18 protein-coding genes, 2 tRNA genes and 1 pseudogene are annotated in these 20,062 nt (G+C 62.1%); 12 read left to right on the plus strand and 9 right to left on the minus strand.

The window, feature by feature from the left end:
- Positions 1 to 152 precede the first annotated feature (152 nt).
- From F0185_RS01900 to F0185_RS01910, 3 genes and pseudogenes are all read left to right on the plus strand, one after another.
- Complete coding sequence (locus tag F0185_RS01900) at positions 153 to 992, plus strand: HDOD domain-containing protein (RefSeq protein ID WP_167221059.1); 840 nt, start codon at positions 153 to 155, stop codon at positions 990 to 992.
- Between the two features lie 102 nt (positions 993 to 1,094).
- Positions 1,095 to 1,661: a Clp protease/crotonase-like domain-containing protein gene (locus F0185_RS01905; RefSeq protein WP_370663958.1), complete on the plus strand. Its 567-nt coding sequence runs from the start codon at positions 1,095 to 1,097 to the stop codon at positions 1,659 to 1,661.
- Positions 1,662 to 1,820: 159 nt separating this feature from the next.
- Positions 1,821 to 2,165: pseudogene (locus F0185_RS01910) on the plus strand (SPFH domain-containing protein); the annotation flags it as partial.
- Between the two features lie 76 nt (positions 2,166 to 2,241).
- Here F0185_RS01910 and F0185_RS01915 read toward each other — a convergent pair.
- Positions 2,242 to 2,991: a YdcF family protein gene (locus F0185_RS01915; RefSeq protein WP_167221061.1), complete on the minus strand. Its 750-nt coding sequence runs from the start codon at positions 2,989 to 2,991 to the stop codon at positions 2,242 to 2,244.
- Positions 2,992 to 3,031: 40 nt separating this feature from the next.
- Positions 3,032 to 3,511, minus strand: a complete 480-nt coding sequence (locus tag F0185_RS01920) for a hypothetical protein (protein ID WP_370663959.1) — start codon at positions 3,509 to 3,511, stop codon at positions 3,032 to 3,034.
- Between the two features lie 72 nt (positions 3,512 to 3,583).
- Here F0185_RS01920 and ypfJ point away from each other — a divergent pair, with 72 nt between their 5' ends.
- Positions 3,584 to 4,474, plus strand: a complete 891-nt coding sequence (gene ypfJ / locus F0185_RS01925) for a KPN_02809 family neutral zinc metallopeptidase (protein WP_167221063.1) — start codon at positions 3,584 to 3,586, stop codon at positions 4,472 to 4,474.
- Between the two features lie 6 nt (positions 4,475 to 4,480).
- Here the strand turns inward: ypfJ and F0185_RS01930 are convergent, their stop codons facing one another.
- A complete protein-coding gene (locus tag F0185_RS01930) occupies positions 4,481 to 6,796 on the minus strand; it encodes a DUF1631 family protein (RefSeq protein ID WP_167221065.1) in 2,316 nt (771 codons plus the stop codon).
- 203 nt (positions 6,797 to 6,999) lie between these two features.
- On the opposite strand from F0185_RS01930, the gene F0185_RS01935 reads away from it, so the two are divergent.
- Complete coding sequence (locus F0185_RS01935) at positions 7,000 to 7,314, plus strand: hypothetical protein (protein ID WP_167221067.1); 315 nt, start codon at positions 7,000 to 7,002, stop codon at positions 7,312 to 7,314.
- A gap of 118 nt (positions 7,315 to 7,432) precedes the next feature.
- On the opposite strand, the gene F0185_RS01940 is transcribed toward F0185_RS01935, so the two are convergent.
- Positions 7,433 to 8,320 (minus strand): LysR family transcriptional regulator, encoded by an 888-nt coding sequence (locus F0185_RS01940; RefSeq protein ID WP_167221069.1) that lies wholly within the window; start codon positions 8,318 to 8,320, stop codon positions 7,433 to 7,435.
- A 22-nt stretch (positions 8,321 to 8,342) separates the two neighbouring features.
- Here F0185_RS01940 and F0185_RS01945 point away from each other — a divergent pair, with 22 nt between their 5' ends.
- From F0185_RS01945 to F0185_RS01960, 4 genes are all read left to right on the plus strand, one after another.
- Positions 8,343 to 9,287 (plus strand): MBL fold metallo-hydrolase, encoded by a 945-nt coding sequence (locus F0185_RS01945; protein WP_502572706.1) that lies wholly within the window; start codon positions 8,343 to 8,345, stop codon positions 9,285 to 9,287.
- A 379-nt stretch (positions 9,288 to 9,666) separates the two neighbouring features.
- Complete coding sequence (locus tag F0185_RS01950) at positions 9,667 to 11,073, plus strand: alanine/glycine:cation symporter family protein (RefSeq protein ID WP_370663961.1); 1,407 nt, start codon at positions 9,667 to 9,669, stop codon at positions 11,071 to 11,073.
- Positions 11,074 to 11,284: 211 nt separating this feature from the next.
- Positions 11,285 to 11,638 (plus strand): hypothetical protein, encoded by a 354-nt coding sequence (locus F0185_RS01955; RefSeq protein ID WP_167221072.1) that lies wholly within the window; start codon positions 11,285 to 11,287, stop codon positions 11,636 to 11,638.
- Positions 11,639 to 11,856: 218 nt separating this feature from the next.
- The gene (locus tag F0185_RS01960; RefSeq protein ID WP_167221074.1) at positions 11,857 to 13,380 is read left to right on the plus strand and encodes a hypothetical protein; all 1,524 of its coding nucleotides are present in this window, start codon (positions 11,857 to 11,859) and stop codon (positions 13,378 to 13,380) included.
- A gap of 105 nt (positions 13,381 to 13,485) precedes the next feature.
- On the opposite strand, the gene F0185_RS01965 is transcribed toward F0185_RS01960, so the two are convergent.
- The 5 genes from F0185_RS01965 to F0185_RS01985 form a co-directional block, all read right to left on the minus strand.
- A tRNA-Lys gene (locus F0185_RS01965) sits at positions 13,486 to 13,561 on the minus strand.
- 82 nt (positions 13,562 to 13,643) lie between these two features.
- Positions 13,644 to 13,719 (minus strand) — tRNA-Lys (locus F0185_RS01970).
- 76 nt (positions 13,720 to 13,795) lie between these two features.
- A complete protein-coding gene (tfpB, locus tag F0185_RS01975) occupies positions 13,796 to 15,607 on the minus strand; it encodes a type IV pilus assembly ATPase TfpB (protein ID WP_167221076.1) in 1,812 nt (603 codons plus the stop codon).
- A 27-nt stretch (positions 15,608 to 15,634) separates the two neighbouring features.
- The gene (locus F0185_RS01980) at positions 15,635 to 16,417 is read right to left on the minus strand and encodes a spermine/spermidine synthase domain-containing protein (RefSeq protein ID WP_167221078.1); all 783 of its coding nucleotides are present in this window, start codon (positions 16,415 to 16,417) and stop codon (positions 15,635 to 15,637) included.
- A 243-nt stretch (positions 16,418 to 16,660) separates the two neighbouring features.
- Positions 16,661 to 17,194 carry a YMGG-like glycine zipper-containing protein gene (locus F0185_RS01985; protein ID WP_167221080.1) on the minus strand — a complete coding sequence of 178 codons (534 nt, stop codon included), beginning with the start codon at positions 17,192 to 17,194 and terminating at the stop codon, positions 16,661 to 16,663.
- A 410-nt stretch (positions 17,195 to 17,604) separates the two neighbouring features.
- On the opposite strand from F0185_RS01985, the gene F0185_RS01990 reads away from it, so the two are divergent.
- The 3 genes from F0185_RS01990 (at position 17,605) to F0185_RS02000 (ending at position 20,062) form a co-directional block, all read left to right on the plus strand.
- The gene (locus F0185_RS01990) at positions 17,605 to 18,003 is read left to right on the plus strand and encodes a barstar family protein (RefSeq protein ID WP_166896751.1); all 399 of its coding nucleotides are present in this window, start codon (positions 17,605 to 17,607) and stop codon (positions 18,001 to 18,003) included.
- A 112-nt stretch (positions 18,004 to 18,115) separates the two neighbouring features.
- Positions 18,116 to 18,733, plus strand: coding sequence for a phosphoribosylglycinamide formyltransferase (purN, locus tag F0185_RS01995; protein ID WP_167221082.1), 618 nt, complete (start codon positions 18,116 to 18,118; stop codon positions 18,731 to 18,733).
- 12 nt (positions 18,734 to 18,745) lie between these two features.
- Positions 18,746 to 20,062 (plus strand): RsmB/NOP family class I SAM-dependent RNA methyltransferase, encoded by a 1,317-nt coding sequence (locus F0185_RS02000; protein ID WP_167221084.1) that lies wholly within the window; start codon positions 18,746 to 18,748, stop codon positions 20,060 to 20,062.

The following is a 20,062-nucleotide window of genomic DNA, read 5'->3' on the forward strand; positions in this document are numbered from 1 at the left end:
TACCGGGGCCGGACCCGCGCACAGCGGGCCGGCCGGCAGAAAACAGCGGCCCCGTGCGGTGCGACAATGCGATTCTGTTGCATTGCTGCACTGTGCGGGGCTTTGTTGCTGCAATCCATCGCGGCGCCCCCGCCCCACTGTATAATTTTCCTGTGAACAGACTAGAAGCCTTTGGATATATTGCCGCGCAAGCCGCACGCGGGGAGATTACCCTCCCGACCAGCGTGAACGCCGCCTTGCGCCTGCAACTTGCACTCGACAATCCCGATTGTCATATTGAAGACGCCATCAAGCTGGTGCTGGGCGAGCCGCAACTGGCCGCGCGCACCGTCGCGCTGGCTAACTCGGCCGCTTTCAACCGCAATGGCGACACCCCGATCACGAATGTGCGCGCGGCCGTCATGCGGGTCGGTTACCGCAGCTTGCAGACCCTGGTGGCCAGCCTTGTGGTGCGCCAGTTCGGCAGCCGCATCGTCGACCCGGGGTTGCGCGCCAAGGCCGAGCAGCTGTGGGAACACACCGCCCATGTGGCGGCGCTGGCCCAGGTGCTGGCGCGCCGCGTGACGTTCGTCAATCCCGATACGGCCATGTTCGCCGCCATCGTGCACGAGGTGGGCGGGTTTTACCTGCTCTCGCGCGCCGATGAATTTCCGGGCCTGCTCGACGACGATCCCGAAAAATGGGCCGAGTTGTGCGAGGAAGTCGTCAGCCGCGAAGTGCTGAAAAAACTGGCGATTCCCGAGACCGTCACCCAGGCCATCCTGGCCCTGCGCGATGGCTGGCTGACCATGCCGCCGAGCACCTTGCTCGACACCTTGTTGCTGGCCAATCAGTTCGCACCGGTCCGCTCGCCGCTCGGTGTGCCGGAAGAGCCCTTGCCCGAGCACGCCGATTCGGTGCTCGACTTCGTCATCGACAACGATACCCTGCAATCGATCCTTGACGAGTCGGCCGACGAAGTCAAGTCGATGAGCGCCGCGCTGCTGGTGTAAGGCACTCCTTCTTTTTTCTCTTCTTCTTCGATCGGCGGAACCAAAGCGCGTTCGCAGCTTCTAACCCCAGGCAGGGACAGGGGTCCCATGTCGGGGGGAGCGATGAGGCGCATTGCGCATGCGTGGTTGGCTGTTGCCGGTCCCGGGCCGCTGGCCCTGCTGCGCCCGATGATCGCGTGCGCCACCTTGCTCTTTCTCCTGCTGTGGACGCCGTCCGCCGCCGCCCTGGCCCCGGTAACCCTGCTCACGGTCGATGGCGCCATCGGCCCGGCCAGCGCCGATTATCTCGCGCGCGGCATCGCGCGCGCCGCGCAAGACGGCCACCAGCTGGTGATCATCGAACTCGATACGCCGGGCGGGCTGGACACGTCGATGCGCACCGTCGTCAAGGCCATCCTGGGCTCGCCCGTGCCGGTGGCGGTGTACGTGGCGCCGCCGGGCGCGCGCGCGGCCAGCGCCGGCACCTTCATCCTGATGGCCAGCCACATCGCCGCCATGGCGCCCGGCACCAACCTGGGCGCGGCCACCCCGGTGCAACTGGGCGGGCCCGGGGGCGCGGACGCCGACCCCGATGCGCCGCCCGACAGCGCTCCCGATCCGGGCAGGGCAGGGCGCAAACAGCGCGAGCGCACCAACGATCCGCGCGAGCGTCTCAACATCGATATCTAAGTAAGTGCGCATAAATTCTTGTGATTTCTAGCTTCCATAAGCGGCGCCTTGCTGTGTTGCCCACCGCTAGCAGTGCTCGCACTGCGTCGCGGCGTGCGCCTTGCAAGGCATCCGCTTCTGTTCGCTATAAATCACAATAATTTCTGCACACTTACTTAGCAGGTGCTCGACGCCCAGACCGACGCCTGGGGCATCAAGGTGGCCAATGTCGAAATCAAGCACGTCGACCTGGACGAATCGATGGTGCGCGCCATCGCCCGCCAGGCGGAAGCGGAACGCGAGCGGCGCGCCAAGGTCATCCACGCGGAAGGAGAATTGCAGGCGTCCGAAAAGCTGATGCAGGCGGCCAACGTGCTGGCCAAGCAGCAGGGTGCGATGCAGCTGCGCTACCTGCAAACCCTGGGCACCCTGGCCAGCGACAAGAGCACGACGATTGTGTTTCCGCTGCCGCTGGACATGCTGGGCGGGCTGCTCGACCGGGTGCGCGACAGTCCGGCCGGCTAAGACAGCCGCGCCAGGGCGATCGAAGGGGCTCGCGTGCGTCCGCCCGCTCAGTGCGGCCGTGCGTGGACCGGGCCGGTCAGTGAAGGCGCTGCCATGCCAGGCCGATCCATTCGTGGGTGGCGTAGTACGAGCGGAACATGCCGCTCCAGCCGGGCACGAACATCAGCGGCGAGAGCGTGCTGCGCGAATAGAACATGGTCGGCGCCGGCACGACGTCCAGGCCGGCGGCGCGGAAGGCGCGCTCGGCGCGCGGCATGTGCATGGCGTGCGTAACAAGCAGCACGCGCCGCACCCCGCCCGCCTTGAGAATGGCCGCGCTGTAGAGGGCGTTCTGGGTGGTGTCGGCCGAGCGTTCTTCGGTCCAGGCGACCGGTGTGCGGAAATCGTCGCGCAGGGCGCGCGCCATGGTGACGGCCTTGGGTGGAATACCTTTGTCCGGCTCGCCATTGCCGCCGCTGACCAGCAGCGGCAGATTGGTGGCGTGTTGCAGGTGCGCGGCGTAGCGCAGGCGCAGCAGGGCGATGTCGTCGGGAATATCGGCGCCGCCGTACTCGGGCGCGGCATGCACGTTGCCGGCAGCCAGCACCACGATGGCCTGGGCGCCGCTGTGAAGGGCGTCGGCCAGCGGCGCCGTGCGTTGTTCCAGGGGCCACACCAGCAGCAGCGAGCCGGCATTGGTCGACAGCACCAGCAGGGCGGCCAGTCCCAGCCGGCTGACGGCGCGCCCGCAGCGTGGCCAGCGTCGCCGCAGGGCGTAGCCGGCCAGGATCAGCACGATCAGGCTCATCGGTGGCATGAGCAGCACGCGCACTACGATCTCGATCATGGCCGCGGCGCGCGCCCGCCCGGCTCATGGCCTCGCTTGCTCACAGCGAGGCCCAGGCCTGGCGCAGGCCGAGCACGTGCACGATGCCGATGCCCAGGCAAATGGCCGAGCTCCAGCCCCAGAACACCAGGCTGCGACCCGGCATCAGGATCAACATCGGCACAAAGGCCAGGCCGCGCACCACGTACACGGTGGTGATGGCGCACAGGATGACGCGCATCCATGGCAAGCGCGGCAGCACGCCGGCGCCGGCCAGCGCGTACGCGGCCCAGACCAGCAGCACGGCGCTGATGGCGGCGGTGACGATGGCGGGATACCAGGAACCGGAGGCGGCCATGCGGGCCATCGGCTCGCCCGCGCCGAGGGCGCGATACCAGTCGGGGCCGCCGGCGATGCAGGCAATGTGGAGGAGGGCCGCAGCGGCACTGAGGCCGGCGGCGGCAAGGAGAAAGTGGGCGGACGTCTCGGTCATGGTGGCAGGCGGGGGCAGGTTGTCGCGCAACGCGAACTGGAAACTCACTGTGTGCGCCAGGAAATTGGCTTTCAGCGTAAAGTCATTATAAGATTAACAAAATGCATTGTGGAGCAGAACATGAAATGGGAAGGTAATCGCGAAAGCGACAACGTGGAAGATGTGCGCGGTTCGGGCGGCGGCGGCGGCGGGGGCGGTTTTGGCTTCGGCGGACGCTCGATCGGCATCGGGTCGATCGTCATCGCCCTGGTCGGTGGCTGGATTTTCGGGGTCAACCCGATGACCATCCTGAACATCATGAGCGGGGGCGGAGGCGGACAGGCGCCGGTGCAGCAACAGCAAAGCCAGGCGCCGGGCGAGCCAGCCAGCGACCGCGGCTCGAAGTTCGTGCGCGTGGTGCTGGCCGATACCGAGGATGTGTGGACGAAATTGTTCCGCGAGCAGGGCGGCACCTACCAGAAACCCGCGCTGCAACTGTATTCCGGCCGCACCCAGACCGCCTGCGGCGCCGGCAGTAGCGCGACCGGGCCTTTCTATTGCCCGGCCGATCGCAAGGTATATCTGGACATGAGCTTTTTCCAGCTGATGGAACAGCGCTTCAAGGTCGAGGGTGAGTTTGCCCAGGCGTACGTGATTGCCCATGAAATCGGCCATCATGTGCAGCATGCGATGGGCCTGACCGACAAGGTCGACGAGGCGCGTCAGCGCGGCACCGAAAAACAGGCGAACGCGATGTCGGTGCGCCTGGAATTGCAGGCCGACTGTTTTGCCGGGGTATGGGCGTTTCACGCCAACCAGTCGCGCGCGATCCTCGAGCAGGGCGATGTGGATGCCGCGCTGAAAGCGGCAACGGCGATCGGCGACGATGCCTTGCAGCGCCAGTCGCAAGGCCATGTGGTGCCGGATTCATTTACCCACGGCACGTCGGAACAGCGTGCGCGCTGGTTCAAGCGCGGCCTCGACAACGGCCAGGTCGCGCAATGCGATACCTTCGCCGCGCGCCAGCTGTAAGGCCGCTCAGGCGTTGCTGAGCGCTTCGGCGCCAGCCATCAGCGACTCGACCGCGCGCTCGAACACGGGCGCGTGTTCCATCGTGCGCAAGGTTTCATCCTGCATCGCCGCCAGCAGGGCGTCGCGGGTGAAGGTGGCGGGCGCGGCCTGGCCCTTGACCGAAAACAGGTACAGGCTGCCGCGCGGGCTCACCGCATTCAGGCGTGCCGGCACGTAGCGCCCATCGAGGGCGATTTCGAAGCCGGCGCCCGGCAGCGCCATGCCCAGCCATTCCTGTTCGTCGGCGGCGCGCGCCGCGCTCTTGCCCGGATCGGTGTACAGGTCGGCGCGGATGCCGCGCTGCGCCAGCGCCGCTTCAAGCTGGGCGTGGCCGATGCTGACCGCGTCCCGGCCCGCTTGCGGCACCCCGTCGAAGGCGGCGAAATGGGCGCGCAACTGGGCCAGGGTGGCGGGGCGGGCCGAGGGCGGCTGGCGTTGGCCCAGCACATCCATGTGCACCATCACCAACTGATCGAGCGCGGCCTTGGCCGCTTCCTGGCCCATGCCGGCCGCGGCCAATCCTTCACGCACCCGTTTAACCATGCCGGGCAGCATGCTGACCATCACGGCGCGATCTTCCAGGGTGGTTTTTTCCTGGGAGCTCCAGACCAGCTCGGCCAGCATCGCCCGGCTGGCGCTCGCCTCGCTGGCGGGATGCGCCAGCACCCGGCTCCAGATATCGGTAATGAAATTGCCGATGCGCGGATCGAGGTCGAGCGGATCGAGCAAGGGCGCCAGGGCGGTCGCGGCATCGCTGTGGCGCGCACTGGCCGCTTCGAGGGTGCCGAGGGTGTCGATGCAGCGCGCCAGGCCCAGGTCGCTGCGCGGCAGCAGTGCCGACACGAACTGGTCGAGCTGGCGCTGGCCGTCAGCAAACGCTGTCATGTCGGTGTCGAACCCGTCCAGCACCTCGTCGATGACTGTTTCGATCTGGCTTTCCAGGGCGGGATAACAAGCCATCTCGGGCGTGATGCCGGTCGCGACCGTGCCGATCCGGTCGAGCAGGCGGCGCGCGGGATGCTGGGCGTCGTGCAGCATCGACGGTTCCTGCATGGCGGCGCGCAGGAAGGGGACGTGCAGGCGGCCAAGCTGGCCGCGCACGCCTTCCGGTAATTGCTCGTCATGCACGATGGATTCGAACAGCAGGCTGACCAGGTCGATCGTCACGCGCTCCGGCTCGCTGCTGGCGGCATCGGCAAGCCTGGCGCGCAGGTCGAGCGGGGCCGGCGCTTCGCGGCTGGGCATCCCGCCGGCCTGGGCCGGACGCACTTGCTGCAATTGTTTCAGTTGCGCTTCCAGGGCGCTGTGCCCGCCGCTGGCATCGCCCGCCATGGCCGGCGCGTGGGCGTGACGGGGCGGGCGCGCCGCTTTCGGCTGGTTGAACACATTCCAGACCATCTCTTGCAAGTCGGGCAGGGGCCGCTGGGCCAGGGCGCCGTGGGCGGCCGGCGCCTGCCGCTGCTGCTGCATCAGGCGTTGCAATTCTGGCATCATGCGGGCTTGCTTCGGCTGGGCTGGCGGCTTGAGCGGATTGGACGGGTGTGCCGCCGGCGCGACAGCGCGCCCGCTGGCGGGACCGTGCGCGATCAGCTGCTCCGCCGCCTTTTGCCAGGCAAGCCGGTCACGCTGGGCACGGGTGAGCGCGGTCGGACGCGCGGTCAGTTTGGTGGAAATGCCACGCGATTCGAATACTTCTTCTATTGCAACGTAGTATCCTTGCAGGCAATGCACCATCGCCAGCGAGAGGGTGTCGAACAGCACTTTCGACTGTGCCTCGTCCATGACGCACTGGCGCAGCGCCTCGTGCAGCGAGCGCGCCAGCAGGTACGGGCGGAAGGGGTTTTCGCGCTCGCGCACGTCGCCATCGCCATGCAACTGGGCAATCATCAGGTTCAGGCGCCCGAGGCTGGGCTGGTCGGCGTCGCGCAGGCGCATCACCAGGCGGTCGATTTCGATTTGCCGCGTGACCACATCGTCCTCGATCAGGGTCAGGTTGTCGGCGCTGATGTCGTCGATGCTGGCGCGGGTGTCCATGTACATGGTGTCCATGGCGCGCTCGAGGTAGCTGGCGAAGTGATGCTCCATGCGCTCCTGCAACAGAACGGCGTTCTGGCGCAAGATGTAGCGGGCATTGGTCATCAGGCGCACGTCGGCCCCGCCTTTGCCCTGCAAGGCCTTGTCCAGGGTAGCGCCGGCCTCGGCGATGGTTTTGGCGGCGAGGACACGAAAACCCGACAGTGCGGGTTGTTTCGCAAGCTGGAACACTCTTTTTGGTATTTGCATGGCGTTTTTTGTGCTCAAATGGATGAGCTGATCCGGATGTCTGTCAGCCATCATAGCGCATTAGAGCAACAAAGTTGGCTTGTATGCACTGTTCAGTTGCATTTATTTAATGAAGATGTATAAGATACAATGCTTGTTCGCGACCTCTGTCTATGCGTGTTGGCGAACCGACCACATGTAAGATCAACCTTAGTATCCCCAGAATGAAAATTTTCGCTGAACTCGATGATGCGGTCCTGAACAGAACTGTTCCGGCCAGTAACGATCCCATTGCCGTCGCCACGGCCCTGGCGGCCCCGGTGCGCCCCTTGCGCGTGATCGGGCGCGGCGATACCCTCACCGCGCAAAAAGTCGAGGTCGGCATCATTTTGCAAGCCATGCTGGGGACCGGAGGCGCTGCGGAGTATCTGTCTGACAACTCGGTCCACATCAGTGTGTCCTTGCGCGTGCTGACCAAACCGGCCTTGCGGCGCGGCAATCACGACGAATTCGGGATTCCCACCGATATCGAAGGATAGACAAGCGTTGTTTCCCGGTGAGCGACGCGGCTGTCGCGCTCACTGATCCCTGGCTTGGCAGCGTGTCCGGGCCGCCAGTAGCGGCGTGCGGGTTTCTCCACACGCACGCGTGCCGGCCTCACCACGGCAGGACGGCGAAGTGGTCCACCAAAAAATCCAGTAGCGCGCGCACCGACGGCGACAATTGCCGGCGCGACGGATAAATCGCATAAATCGTCAGGGCCGGCATGCGCCACCCGGGCAACACCTGGCGCAAGGCGCCGCTGGCGACCATCGGATTGACGAGGTAGGTCGGCAGCATGGCGATGCCGCCGCCGGCCAGCGCCGAGGCCAGCAGGGCGGTGGCGTCATTCGCGCTGAAATAGCTGAGCACATCGACCTCGGTCGACTCCCCATCGCGCGCAAACGACCAGATGTTGCGCCCCACATTGGCATGGCTGAGGCAGCGGTGGCTTTCCAGTTCCCGTGGCGCGGCCGGCGCGCCGTGCGTATCCAGGTAGGCCGGGGCGGCCACCAGCATGGAATCGCATTGCGCCAGCGGGCGCGCGATCAGCAGGGGCGACGGTTCGCTGCTGATGCGGATGGCCAGGTCGATCCGTGCTTCCACCAGGTTGAGCGCGCCTTCGTTCAGGTTGAGATCGATATGCAGGCGCGGATGGCGCTCCAAAAAGCGCGTGAGCGCCTGCGCCAGCTGCGCGTGTCCGAACGACATGCTGCAGGTGACGCGCAACTGTCCGCGCAGCTCGCCGCCGCTGGCGGTGTCTTCTTCCATCTCTTCGCTTAAGGACAGCATCTGCTGGCTGCGCCGCAAGCAGTTCTCGCCGGCATCGGTGAGCGTGACGCGCCGCGTCGTCCGTTGCAGCAAGCGCGTGCCCAGCCATTTTTCCATTTCCGACACATAGCGCGTGACCATGGCCCGCGACATGTCGAGCTTGTCCGCGCTGGCGCTGAAGCTGCCGCTGGTGGCCACCTCGATGAAGACACGCATTGCTGTGATTCGATCCATTTGTTCGATCCATGAAACAGTCATGCGCAGTTTAACCCGTTTATCGGCGCTAAAGACATCATTACACTGGCCGCTTCCGTACAACAACTTTATTGGAGTCACTATGTTCCGCACCACCGCCATTGCCGCCGCCCTGACCCTGGTCTTTACCAATGCGCTGGCCGCGCCCGCCCTGCAAACGAAGGTCTACAACGCCGATGGCGCCAGCTTCAACGTCAATTCGACCTTGATTTATGGCGAGACCGAAGCGATGGTGATCGACGCCGGCTTCACCCGCGCCGACGCGCTGCGCATTGCCGCCAACGTGCTCGACAGCGGCAAGCAGCTCACCACCATCCTGGTCAGCCAGGCCGATCCGGATTACTACTTCGGCGTGGACACGCTCAAGCAGATTTTCCCCAAGGCGCAAGTGGTCGCCACGCCGCAAGTGATCGAGAAAATCAAGGAAAAGATGGCGGCCAAGGTAGCCTTCTGGACCCCCAAGATGGGTGTCAACGCCCCAGCCGCGACCAGCCTGCCGACCGCGCTGCACAACATGACGCTCACGGTCGATGGCCAGGCGGTCGAAGTACGCGGCACGCAAGGCGCGCTGGCGCATCGTCCGTATGTGTGGATTCCATCGATCAAGACCGTCACCGGCACCATCGGCGTGTTCGGCAACTTGCACTTGTGGATGGCCGATGCGCCAACGGCGGCGCAGCGCAGCGCGTGGAGCGCCCAGCTTGAGGAAATGGCCGCGCTGAAACCGGCCGTGGTCATTCCGGGGCACATGAAGGCGGGCACGCAACTCGACCAGGGCAGCATCGCCTACACCCAAGGCTACCTCAAGCGTTACGAGACAACGCTGGCGGCGACGGCCAACAGCGCCGAGCTGATTGCGCGCATGAAGAGCGCCTATCCCGACGCGCCTCCGGGCCTGGCGCTCGATATCGGCGCCAAGGTCAGCAAGGGCGAGATGAAGTGGTAAGCGCCTGAACAGGGCAGGGCGTGCACGTTTTTAGGTAGGGTTTGCCGCGAAAGCGGCGAATCCTTGCTCTTGATGAAGGCTGTATAGACATGCCATCCCGACGTCGACAAACAGGCCAAATCATGTCTTTCTTGGAACTAATCACTTAAAATGCGAATCCGCATGCCTGGTTGCCGCCTGTATCAAACGTTCCCTCCAGGCTGGCGCAGACATTGCTTTTCTTCCAGTTGTCATTGATGCTCCCTGCCAAATGCGCGGGAGTCCAGCTTCACACATACGAGAAGAGGTTCGAATGGAAGGTTTTATTGATGGTCTGAATGGCATCATCTGGAGCAAGGGATTGATTTACCTTTGCCTCGGTGCAGGTTTGTTTTACTAGATCCAGACCCGCTTTGTCCAGGTCAGGCAAGTCAAAGAGATGTTGCGGCTGCTGTTCAAACGCAAGAACACCGATTCCGGCATCTCCTCATTCCAGGCCCTCGCGGTCTCGCTTTCCGGCCGGGTTGGCGTGGGCAATATCGCCGGTGTCGCCGCGGCCATCGGTTTCGGCGGCCCCGGTGCGGTGTTCTGGATGTGGGTCGTGGCCTTCCTGGGCGCCAGCACGGCCTATGCCGAGTCGACCCTGGGCCAACTCTATAAAGTGGAAGAGGACGGCCAGTATCGCGGCGGCTCGGCCTATTTCTTCGAACGTTGCCTGGGCTGGCGCTGGCTGGGCATCGCCTTTGCCATCTCGTCCGTCATCGCCTGCGGCATCTTCCTGCCTGGCGTGCAAGCCAATGCCGTCGGCAATGCCGTAACCCAGATTTTCGGCAACGGCGACATGGTCGACACCGTTCTGGGTCCGGTGGGAACCCATAAACTGATCGGCCTGGGCGCCATCCTGGTGCTGCTGGCGGTGATCATTTTCGGCGGCATCAAGCGCATTGCGCAATTTACCGAATACGTCGTGCCTTTCATGGCGCTCGGCTATATCGTGCTGGCGCTGGTTGTTGTCGGAATGAACATCGAGAAGCTGCCCGGCGTCTTCAGCCTGATTTTTTCGGATGCATTTACGGCGCAAGCCGGTTTTGGCGCTGCCATCGGCTGGGGCGTGAAGCGCGGTGTCTATTCCAACGAAGCCGGGCAGGGGACGGGAACCCATGCGGCGGCCGCAGCGGAAACCGAGCACCCGGCCCAGCAGGGGCTGGTGCAGGCGTTTTCGATTTACGTCGATACCCTGCTGGTCTGCACTGCCACTGCCTTGATGATCTTGATTACCAATCAGTACAACGTCCAGGGGACGCTGCCCGATGGCCAGTTTATCGTGCAAAACCTGCCTGCCAGTACCGAAATAGGTTCGGCGGCATTTACCCAGATGGCGCTGCAGTCGGCTTTCGGCGGCTTCGGTCCGATGTTTGTCGGCGTGGCACTGTTCTTCTTCGCCTTCACGACCATTATTGCTTACTACTATATTGCGGAAACCAATATCGCCTACCTGAACCGCTTTTTCAAGCGCGGCGTGCCGTTGGTCATGGTGAAATTGGTGATCATGGCGATGGTGACTTACGGCACGATCAATAGCGCGGGCTATATCTGGAATCTCGGCGATATTGGTGTCGGCATCATGGCGTGGATTAACATCATCGGCATCCTGATCATTTTCTTCATGGCCAAACCGACCATGCTGTGCCTGCGCGATTACGAAGCCCAGTTAAAGGCCGGCGGCGCGATTTCCTTCGACCCGATCAAGCTGGGTATCAAGAATGCCAGTTTTTGGGAAAAGCGCGCAGCGGCGGCGAAAAAATAGCGGTCAAAGGCGGCCTTGATGGCCGTCAGTCGCATTGGCGCCGTAGCGCACCAACGGGGCGTTTGTGCCCCCTTGGTCGTGAGCTGCCCTCGTATCGACAAATCGATTTGACGGCGGCATGGCAAACATGCAACACTTTGCAAGGTAGCAAGCCCGTTGGCAAGCCATCGCCATGATGGGCGCAGCGAGCAGATCATTTTCGGAGTATTCAATGCACCCCATTATTTCAAGAACGTTTTTCGGCTTGCGGCCCGCCTATTACGTCCGGCAGTTCATCTATGCGCTGATTCCCACGGCGATCATCTTCAACTTCATGTTGTCCAAAAAAGGCGAATTCGGGATTCTGTGGCCGATGTATGCCCTGATGATCGCCAATGTCGTGCTCTATCCGTATGCGCGGCACTTCGTTTCCAGCGTGTTCGGTTTGCTCCGCGGTGACGGCACCTACTACGTGAGCGTGGTCGTGCTGCTGCTCTGGAATCTGTTGGTGCTAGCGATTGTGCTGGGGATTGCAGTCTTCGTCGCACCGTTGGGCCTGATCGTTCTGTATTTTCAAAACAAATAGACGACGGCGCAGGCGCACATATCCGCGCTGCGACGTGGGGGCATTGAATCATCTTCGAAGCAGATCGCTCATGGCATATTTGCAACGATTCTTCCAAGTCGCTAAATTTCCCTTTCCCGCTTTGCGCTACTTGAATCAAGGGAAATTGGCTGTTGCTTTGCTATGCCGCGACATGTCATAGTTGTCACATGTCTTTCCCCCAATATGGAGTCACGCCAGTGAATGAACGAATCGAGAAAAGCTGTCATGAATTTTGGCTGATGACGTGTGGTTTGAATACTCATGCGCGGGGAAAGGGATACGCACAGCTTGATACACCCTGGAACGCTTTTGGAAGCGACGACATTCTCGTTTGCACGCTTTGGACGGATGAGATCGTTAGCGTGTTTGACCCTCTTGGGGCCAAAGTGCGTAAGTTTGTAAAGATTGGTGGAAAGATGAAATTGTGGAAGGGTCCCGCCGTGAAGCACGGCGCGCAAGCCGACCAGAATTTGCGAAGGGCAGCGAAAGATCGGCTGCGGGTAGTTGGCTATGAAGCGGAGCCTCATTTCCACACGAATGAACCTGACGCAAGAAGCGTGAAATATTTTTATTTGGATCGCGCCCATGAGCTCAAGCGAATCTTCGATTTTTCGGAGGCGGCAATGCTGGAACGATTGAGAGTGGAGGAGGCCTTTGGCCGGATGAGGCAGGAGGGGCCACTGCAGCCAGCCTATTTGTACGAATTAGTCAGTCCGCGCGGGGATTTTCCCGGCATGACTACAGCGCAGCGGAAGGTGGGAATTCCTGACGAAATCCCAGATCAAAATGATAGTAATGAAGAGGATGAAGACGCTGATGATGATCTTGTGCTTTTCGCCCAGGATGAACATGAGAAGGCGTCTACGGAAACGTATGCAAAGCGTTGCCTCCCCATTCTAATCGCCCATGTGCTCAAGCAAAACGATCAATTAATGGAGACGTTGACCTATAAGGAACTTGCCGGAAGCTTGGGCCGTCTGAACAAGCATGGCGAACCGTGGGCGCGCGGCCTTGGCCACGTTCTCAGTCGTGTGACATCGATGATCGAGGGCGTCGACCTCAATTGGTCCCAGCCCATCCCGTATCTGACGACAATAGTGGTCGCAGGGCAAGGCCCCAATAAGGGATTGCCAGGGATTGGTGTCAAGGAGCGATGGATCGGATACGAGCAGTTGATTTTGGCGGAGAAGCGGTCGAAACTGGCGAATGAGCATGAAAAAATCATTCGATTTGGCGACAGGTGGAATGAAGTCCTCGAGCGTCTCGGTTTGGATCCGGTGCCCGCCGTTGATAGTGAGAATAAGAAAAACGCTGGCGGTGGTTGGGGCGGCGGCGAGTCGGAGCAACACAAGGCGCTTAAACTATTCGTGAAGAACCACCCGGAACTGGTCGGCGCCGACGCGTCATGGTTCTCATCGAACGAATATGTGTTGCGATCCGGCGATGAAATTGACGTTTTCTTTAAGTCGGATGATTGGTGGATCGGGGTTGAAGTGAAATCCGCGGTCTCTGACGGACTTGAGCGGGATTATGAGCGCGGCCTGTATCAGGTCGTGAAATATCAGGCCGTTCTTGAAGCGCAGGCACTCATGGACTGCCCTGATAAACCTCCGCAAGTGCGAGTATTCCTGGTACTGGAAAGTCTGCTGCCGAAAAAATACGTGGAGGTGGCAAAACGATTAAAAGTTGATGTCAAAGACAACATTAAGCCACTGACATGAATAAAACCTGTTTCATAGGTCATTCTTGCCAATAGGTCGCCGGCGCACGAGTGCCAGACAAAAAAAGCCCACGAACTTGCGTTCGTGGGCTTTTTTCTTGCATCTTGGTAGGCCGTGCGGGATTCGAACCTGCGACCAACGGATTAAAAGTCCGCTGCTCTACCAGCTGAGCTAACGACCCAAGGTAAAACGTACAACATAAAACTGTCAAAAAAAGCAGTGGCGATCGCTCGCAACTGCTTTCATTGCTTACTGCGAATTCGTGGTAGGCCGTGCGGGATTCGAACCTGCGACCAACGGATTAAAAGTCCGCTGCTCTACCAGCTGAGCTAACGACCCCGAAAGAGGCAATATTATAGCTGGCGATTTCGTTTTCCGCTAGGAAGTTTTGCAACAGCTGTTATCGCGCCCCGGTTCAGGTCAGCTTGGCGGTGACTTTGAGCACTTCCTCGGCCGTGGTCATCCCCTCGATGATCTTGTACGCGCCGGCGATGCGCAGCGGTTTCATGCCGTCGTCCACGCTTTGCTTGCGCAAGGTCGCCAGGTCGGTCTGCTTGCCGATCATGTTGGTAAAGCCTTCCGTCACCGTCAGCAACTCGTACAGGCCGGTACGGCCGCGGAAACCCGTCTGGCGGCACTCCGGACAGCCGATCGGCCGGTACACCACCTCGGGCTTGGGAATATTCCAGGAGCCGCCGATGCTTTCCCACACATCGTCGTTGAGCTCGCCCCCGGGCGCCTTGCACAGCGGGCACAGGGTGCGCACCAGGCGCTGCGCCATGATGCCGATCAGCGTCGCTTCCAGCAGGTAATGCGGCACGCCCAGTTCCAGCAGCCGCATCACGGCCGAGGGCGCATCGTTGGTGTGCAGGGTCGACAGCACCAGGTGGCCCGTCAGGGCCGCCTGGATCGCCATTTCGGCCGTGGCCAGGTCGCGGATCTCGCCCACCATGATGATGTCGGGATCTTGCCGCATCAGCGCCCGCACCCCCTCGGAGAAGCCGAGGTCGACGCCGGGCTGCACCTGCATCTGGTTGAACGAGGGCTCGACCATCTCGATCGGGTCTTCCACCGTGCACACATTGACTTCGGTGGTGGCCAGCGCCTTGAGCGTGGTGTACAGGGTGGTGGTCTTGCCCGAGCCGGTCGGGCCGGTCACCAGGATGATGCCGTGCGGGCGCGTGGTCAGCCCATCCCAGCGCGCCGCGTCGTCCGCCGGAAAGCCGAGCTCGGGCAGGGTCTTGACCACCACTTCCGGATCGAAAATCCGCATCACCAGCTTTTCGCCAAAGGCGGTCGGCATGGTCGACAGGCGCAGCTCGACTTCCTGGCCGCCGCTGGTAAGGGTCTTGATGCGGCCGTCCTGCGGGCGGCGCTTTTCGATCACATCCATGCGCCCGAGCAGCTTGATGCGCGCCGTCATGGCGATCATCACCACCGCCGGCACCTGGTAGACCTGGTGCAGCACGCCATCGATCCGAAAGCGCACCGAGGCAATCTCGCGCTTCGGTTCGAGGTGAATATCGGAAGCGCGCTGCTCGAAGGCGTACTGCCACAGCCAGTCGACGATGTTGACCACGTGCTGGTCGTTGGCGTCGAGCTTGTTCGACTTGCCCAGTTCGACCAGTTGTTCGAAGTTGTTGCGCAGCGCCAGGTCCTGGCCCTTGGACTTGTTGGCGTCCTTGATCGACTTGGCCAGGCTGAAGAACTGCGAAATATATTGCGAAATTTCCAGCGGGTTGGCGATCACCAGCTCGATCTTGCGCCGCGATACCTTGGTGATCTCGGCTTCCCACTCGACCGAGAACGGTTCGGCGGTGGCCACCACCAGGGTGGTGCCGTTCAGTTCGATGGGCAGGATGTTAAAGCGCGCGGCATAGCTCGCGGTCATCACATCGGCCACTTTGGTAAAGTCGATCTTGAGCGGGTCGATGCGGATAAACGGCAGCCTGACCTTGCCCGCAGCCCATTCGGTGAGCACGTCGAGCGTGAGCAGGCGCTGCGGGGCGATGGCCGAGACCAGCTTGCACTGCGCGACGGCCGAGAGCGGATGCATGGAGCCCACCGCCGTTTTGAGGATGCCCTGGGCCTGCGCGTAATTGGCCTTGACGTTGACCTTTTCCACGATGCCGTCGGCCAGCAGCCACGAAAAGATCGCCTGCAGGTCGAGCGACTTGGGGGTGGTCCGCTTGGGCGGCGCGCTGGCTACGTGATGTTCTGCGTTCAATCCGTTTTCTCCGATGGCTGTTGGCACTTACTTGGGCGCCAGCAAGCCCTTGACCCACGATTTGGCCGGCAGTTTGGTGGCCGTGACGATCTGCGCGGCGCGCGCGGCGAGCGCCTCGGGGTCGATTGCCGGACGTTGCTTGAAGCACAGGGCGACCACGTTGCCGTCGTGGACTTCCGGCAGGCAGATCACATGGGCGAAGGCAAATTTCATCGCCTTGATATTGCGTGCGAAGCTGGGATGGTCGCCGAACAGGTTGACGGTCATGATGCCGCCGTCGCGCAGGCAGGCGTTGCAAGCCTGGTAGAACTCGGGCGTGTCGAGCACCGGGCCGCGCGCGGTGGCGTCGTACAGGTCGCATTGCAGCACGTCGAAGGCGTCGGCGTTGGCGGGATCGTTGACGAAGTCGAGCGCATCCATTTCGAGCACGCGCAGGCGCTCGTCTTCGGGCGGCATCTTGAACATCGAGGCGCAGATGGCGATGACGGACGGGTTCAGTTCGACCGCCGTCACCGTTGCCTCGGGAAAGGTCTTGTAGCAGTATTTGCTCAGGGTGGCCGTGCCCAGGCCGAGCTGGGCGATGGCGCGCGGGGCCTCGATGAACAGCATCCAGGCCATCATTTGCTGGGCATATTCGAGCTCGGGCCAGTCGGGTTTGCGGATGCGCATGGCGCCCTGCACCCATTCGGTGCCGAAATGCAGATAACGCACGCCGTCCTGTTCGGAGAGCGTGACGGGCGCAAACTTGGGCTTACGGGCTGGACGGCGCGAGGATTCGGCCTGTTCGATGGATTTTCGTTTGATGAGCATAGGACGCCTGATTCGATCGCCCATTATCGGTGGATGGCTTACTGGAGTGCAAGCTAAATGCGGCGGAAACCATTACCCGTAACACCGTCATTCCCGCGCAGGGCTAGGCGCCCCCACGGCAATCCAAGGCATCTCTGCTAAGCGAAGGTGCCTTGGATTCCCGCCGAGGGCCGCCTTGGCGCGGGAATGACGGTTTGAGGTTAGCGGTGCTAACAAGCTCTTGAATTGTTGAAGCGTCCCAACTTACTGCCCCCGCTCCGGCTCCACCGACACGCGCAGGCGGATGCGCTGGCCCGGGTCGCGGTCCATCAGGCTGGTGTACGTCTGCCCGCGGTAGTCGTACGTGACATCGTAGCCCGTCGTGCGCGACTCGTACGCGTCGACCATGCGGCACTGGCGCACCGCCTGTTCCTGCATGTATTGCTGCTGGGCCTGCACCGGGCGGCCGTTATTGTCGACCCGGTCGCCAACCACCGCGCCGGCGATCGCGCCGGCCGCCGTGGCTGCCGCGCGGCCACTGCCGCCGCCGACCTGGTTGCCCAGCAAGGCGCCGGCGATGCCGCCGATGATGGCGCCGCCCGCACTACGCTGCTGCTGCTGCTGTTGTACCGGCACCTGGACGTACTCGGTCTTGCATTCCTCGCGCGGCTGGCGGATCTGCTCGACCCGCGGCTGGACGCGGATCACACGCCCGTAGTCGGCGAATTCGCTGGCCTGGGCAAACGGCAGGGCGCAAAAGCCCAGGGCTGTCACGATCAGTTTGGTGTGCATGTTCATGGGATACCTCGTTGTAGGGTAAGACAATGTAAGAGGGCTCTGAGTTCCAAGCCTGAGAACCACGACACCATGGTAGTCCTGTCAGTCCCGATTTTGAAATCCGCATGGCAACAATTTGTAACAGCGAGAATACGGGCGGCAAGTGGTCGCGGAATCGGGCGCCCTTCCATCGCAAGTCCTCCAAATTAGAGTCATTCTAGAGAAATTGCTCTGATTTATTACAAATGTTGTGGTTCAAATCACATTCGGGTTGATTCAGTAACCACAAAACGTTACCCTTATACGATTAGGGGGTATATTGGCGGGTGGCAACGGTAGCAGGAGATCGGCGTTTTCCCCGGTAAGCGCGACGCATCGGCAACAATAGTACTGAAACGCACCCGACCACACCAGGACGACTTGAGGGAAAAATGAGTTTGTTGATTACAGTGCCGCCCAATCTTGTGCAGTCCATCCGTGCCTTCCGTGTCGTGGAACTGCAAGAAGAAGCAGTCCGGCTGGGACAGCATTTCCTGTACGCGCATTGCGCCGATACACTGACCAAGCAGCAGGTGTGCGGACGCATCGCCGAGAATTTCTATTTTCCCAAGCCTTGCGGCAAGAACTTCGACGCCCTGCGCGAATGCCTGACCGATACCATTCATAAAGCCGGCGCCCAGCCGGGTTTTATCGTGGTCCTCGAACAATTGCCCAATACGCAGAAATTCGACAAGGAAGCGCGCGAAACCCTGCTCGACGTGTTCCGCGACGCCGCCGACTACTGGGCCGAGAAAAAAGTGCCGTTCCGCGTGTTTTACTCCTTCGAATAAGCCTTTTGCGGCGCCAGGCGGCGCGTCGGGCCGCCAGCGCATCCGTGCTGCGCTGCAACAATTGTATCCCGGTTTATTGGTCCGGCCAGCCGCTCAGGGTACAATGCGCGCTATGAAAAACATTGTGATCCTCATTTCCGGGCGCGGCAGCAACATGGAAGCCGTCGTCCATGCTGCTCGGGAAGAGCAGTGGCCGGCGCGTATCGCGGCCGTCATCAGCAACAAGGCTGACGCCAAAGGGCTCGAATTTGCCCAGGAACACGGCATCCCGACCGCCGTGGTCGCCAACAAGGAATTCGCCACGCGCGAAGCGTTCGACGCCGCCCTGCAAGACACCATTGACGGCTTTGCGCCCGACCTGGTGGTGCTGGCCGGCTTCATGCGCATCCTCACGCCAGGCTTTGTCGCCCATTACGACGGGCGCATGCTCAATATCCATCCCTCGCTGCTGCCGCTGTTTCCCGGCCTGCATACCCACCAGCAGGCGCTCGACGCCGGCGTGGCCAGGCACGGCGCCACGGTGCATTTCGTCACCGCCGAACTCGATCACGGCCCGGCCGTGCTCAAGGCGGAAGTCGACGTGCTGCCGGGCGATACCCCGGACACACTGGCCGCGCGCGTGCTGGTGCAGGAACACACGCTGTACCCGCGCGCGATCCGCCTGTTCGTCGAGGACCGGCTCAGCATCGACAACGGCGACGTTCGCATCGCCGATACAACACATAATTAACCAAGGAATACCATGAGATTGCCACCAGCGATTCTCGCCAATACAGAAGAAGTATTGCGCGAGATCTTGCGTTTTTCGGCGCCCGCCGACACCACCCTGTCGCGCTACTTCAAAGACCACCCACGCCTGGGCTCGCGCGAGCGCGGCGCCGTGGCGGAAGGCATTTACGCCATCCTGCGCAACAAATCGTTCTTCACCGACTTCGCCGAAGCGACCTCCAGCCCGACCATGCGCCGCCTGACCATCCTCGGCCTGGCCGAAGCGGTCGGCGTCGATTCGCTGGGCGGCCTGACCGAAGAAGAAACCGAATTCCTGAACCGCATCGCGCAAATCGACCGTAACCTGATGCCGCCGCAAATGCGCTCGAACCTGCCGAAGTGGCTGTTCGACAAGTTCGTGGCCCAGTACGGCGAAGCCGAAACGCTGGCCCTGGCGCACGCCCTGAACCAGCCCGCGCCGCTCGACCTGCGCGTCAATTCGATCAAGGCCACGCGCGACGAAGTCGTCGCCGGCCTGGCCGAAGCGCCGATCGAGGCGATGCCGATGCCGTACGCGCCGCTCGGCCTGCGCGTGCTCAAAAAGCCCACCCTGCAAAACCTGCCGCTGTTTAAGAGCGGTGCGATCGAGGTACAGGACGAGGGCAGCCAGGTGTTGAGCCAGATCGTCGGCGCCAAGCGCGGCGAAATGGTGGTCGATTTCTGCGCCGGCGCCGGCGGCAAGACCCTGGCGCTGGGCGCGCTGATGCGCAACACGGGCCGCTTGTACGCCTTCGACATCTCGGAAAAACGCCTCGCCAAGCTCAAGCCGCGCCTGGCGCGCAGCGGCCTGTCGAACGTGCATCCGGTGCAGATCGCGCACGAACGCGATACCAAGATCAAGCGCCTGGCCGGCAAGATCGACCGCGTGCTGGTCGACGCCCCGTGCTCGGGCCTGGGCACCCTGCGCCGCAATCCGGACGTGAAATGGCGCCAGAAAGTCGAAGCCGTCGCCGAAATGCAGGAAAAGCAAGCCTCGATCCTGGACGGCGCGGCGCGCCTGCTCAAGGGCGGCGGACGCTTGGTGTACGCCACCTGCAGCCTGCTGGACGAAGAGAACGAGTTCATCGTCACGCAATTTTTGGCCGCACACCCGGAGTTCGATCTGGTGCCGATGAGCAAAGTGCTCGCTGAGCAAAAAATCGACCTGGACATGGGCGACTATCTCAAGCTGCTGCCGCACAAGCACCAGACCGACGGCTTCTTCGCCGCCGTGATGGAACGCAAGCCAATGGCCCCGAAGCCGCCGAAAGACAAGCCGGCTGACGACGCCGACGCCGACGCCGACGCATAA

The sequence above is a fragment of the Massilia rubra genome (assembly GCF_011682065.1).
GTDB lineage: Bacteria > Pseudomonadota > Gammaproteobacteria > Burkholderiales > Burkholderiaceae_D > Telluria_A > Telluria_A rubra.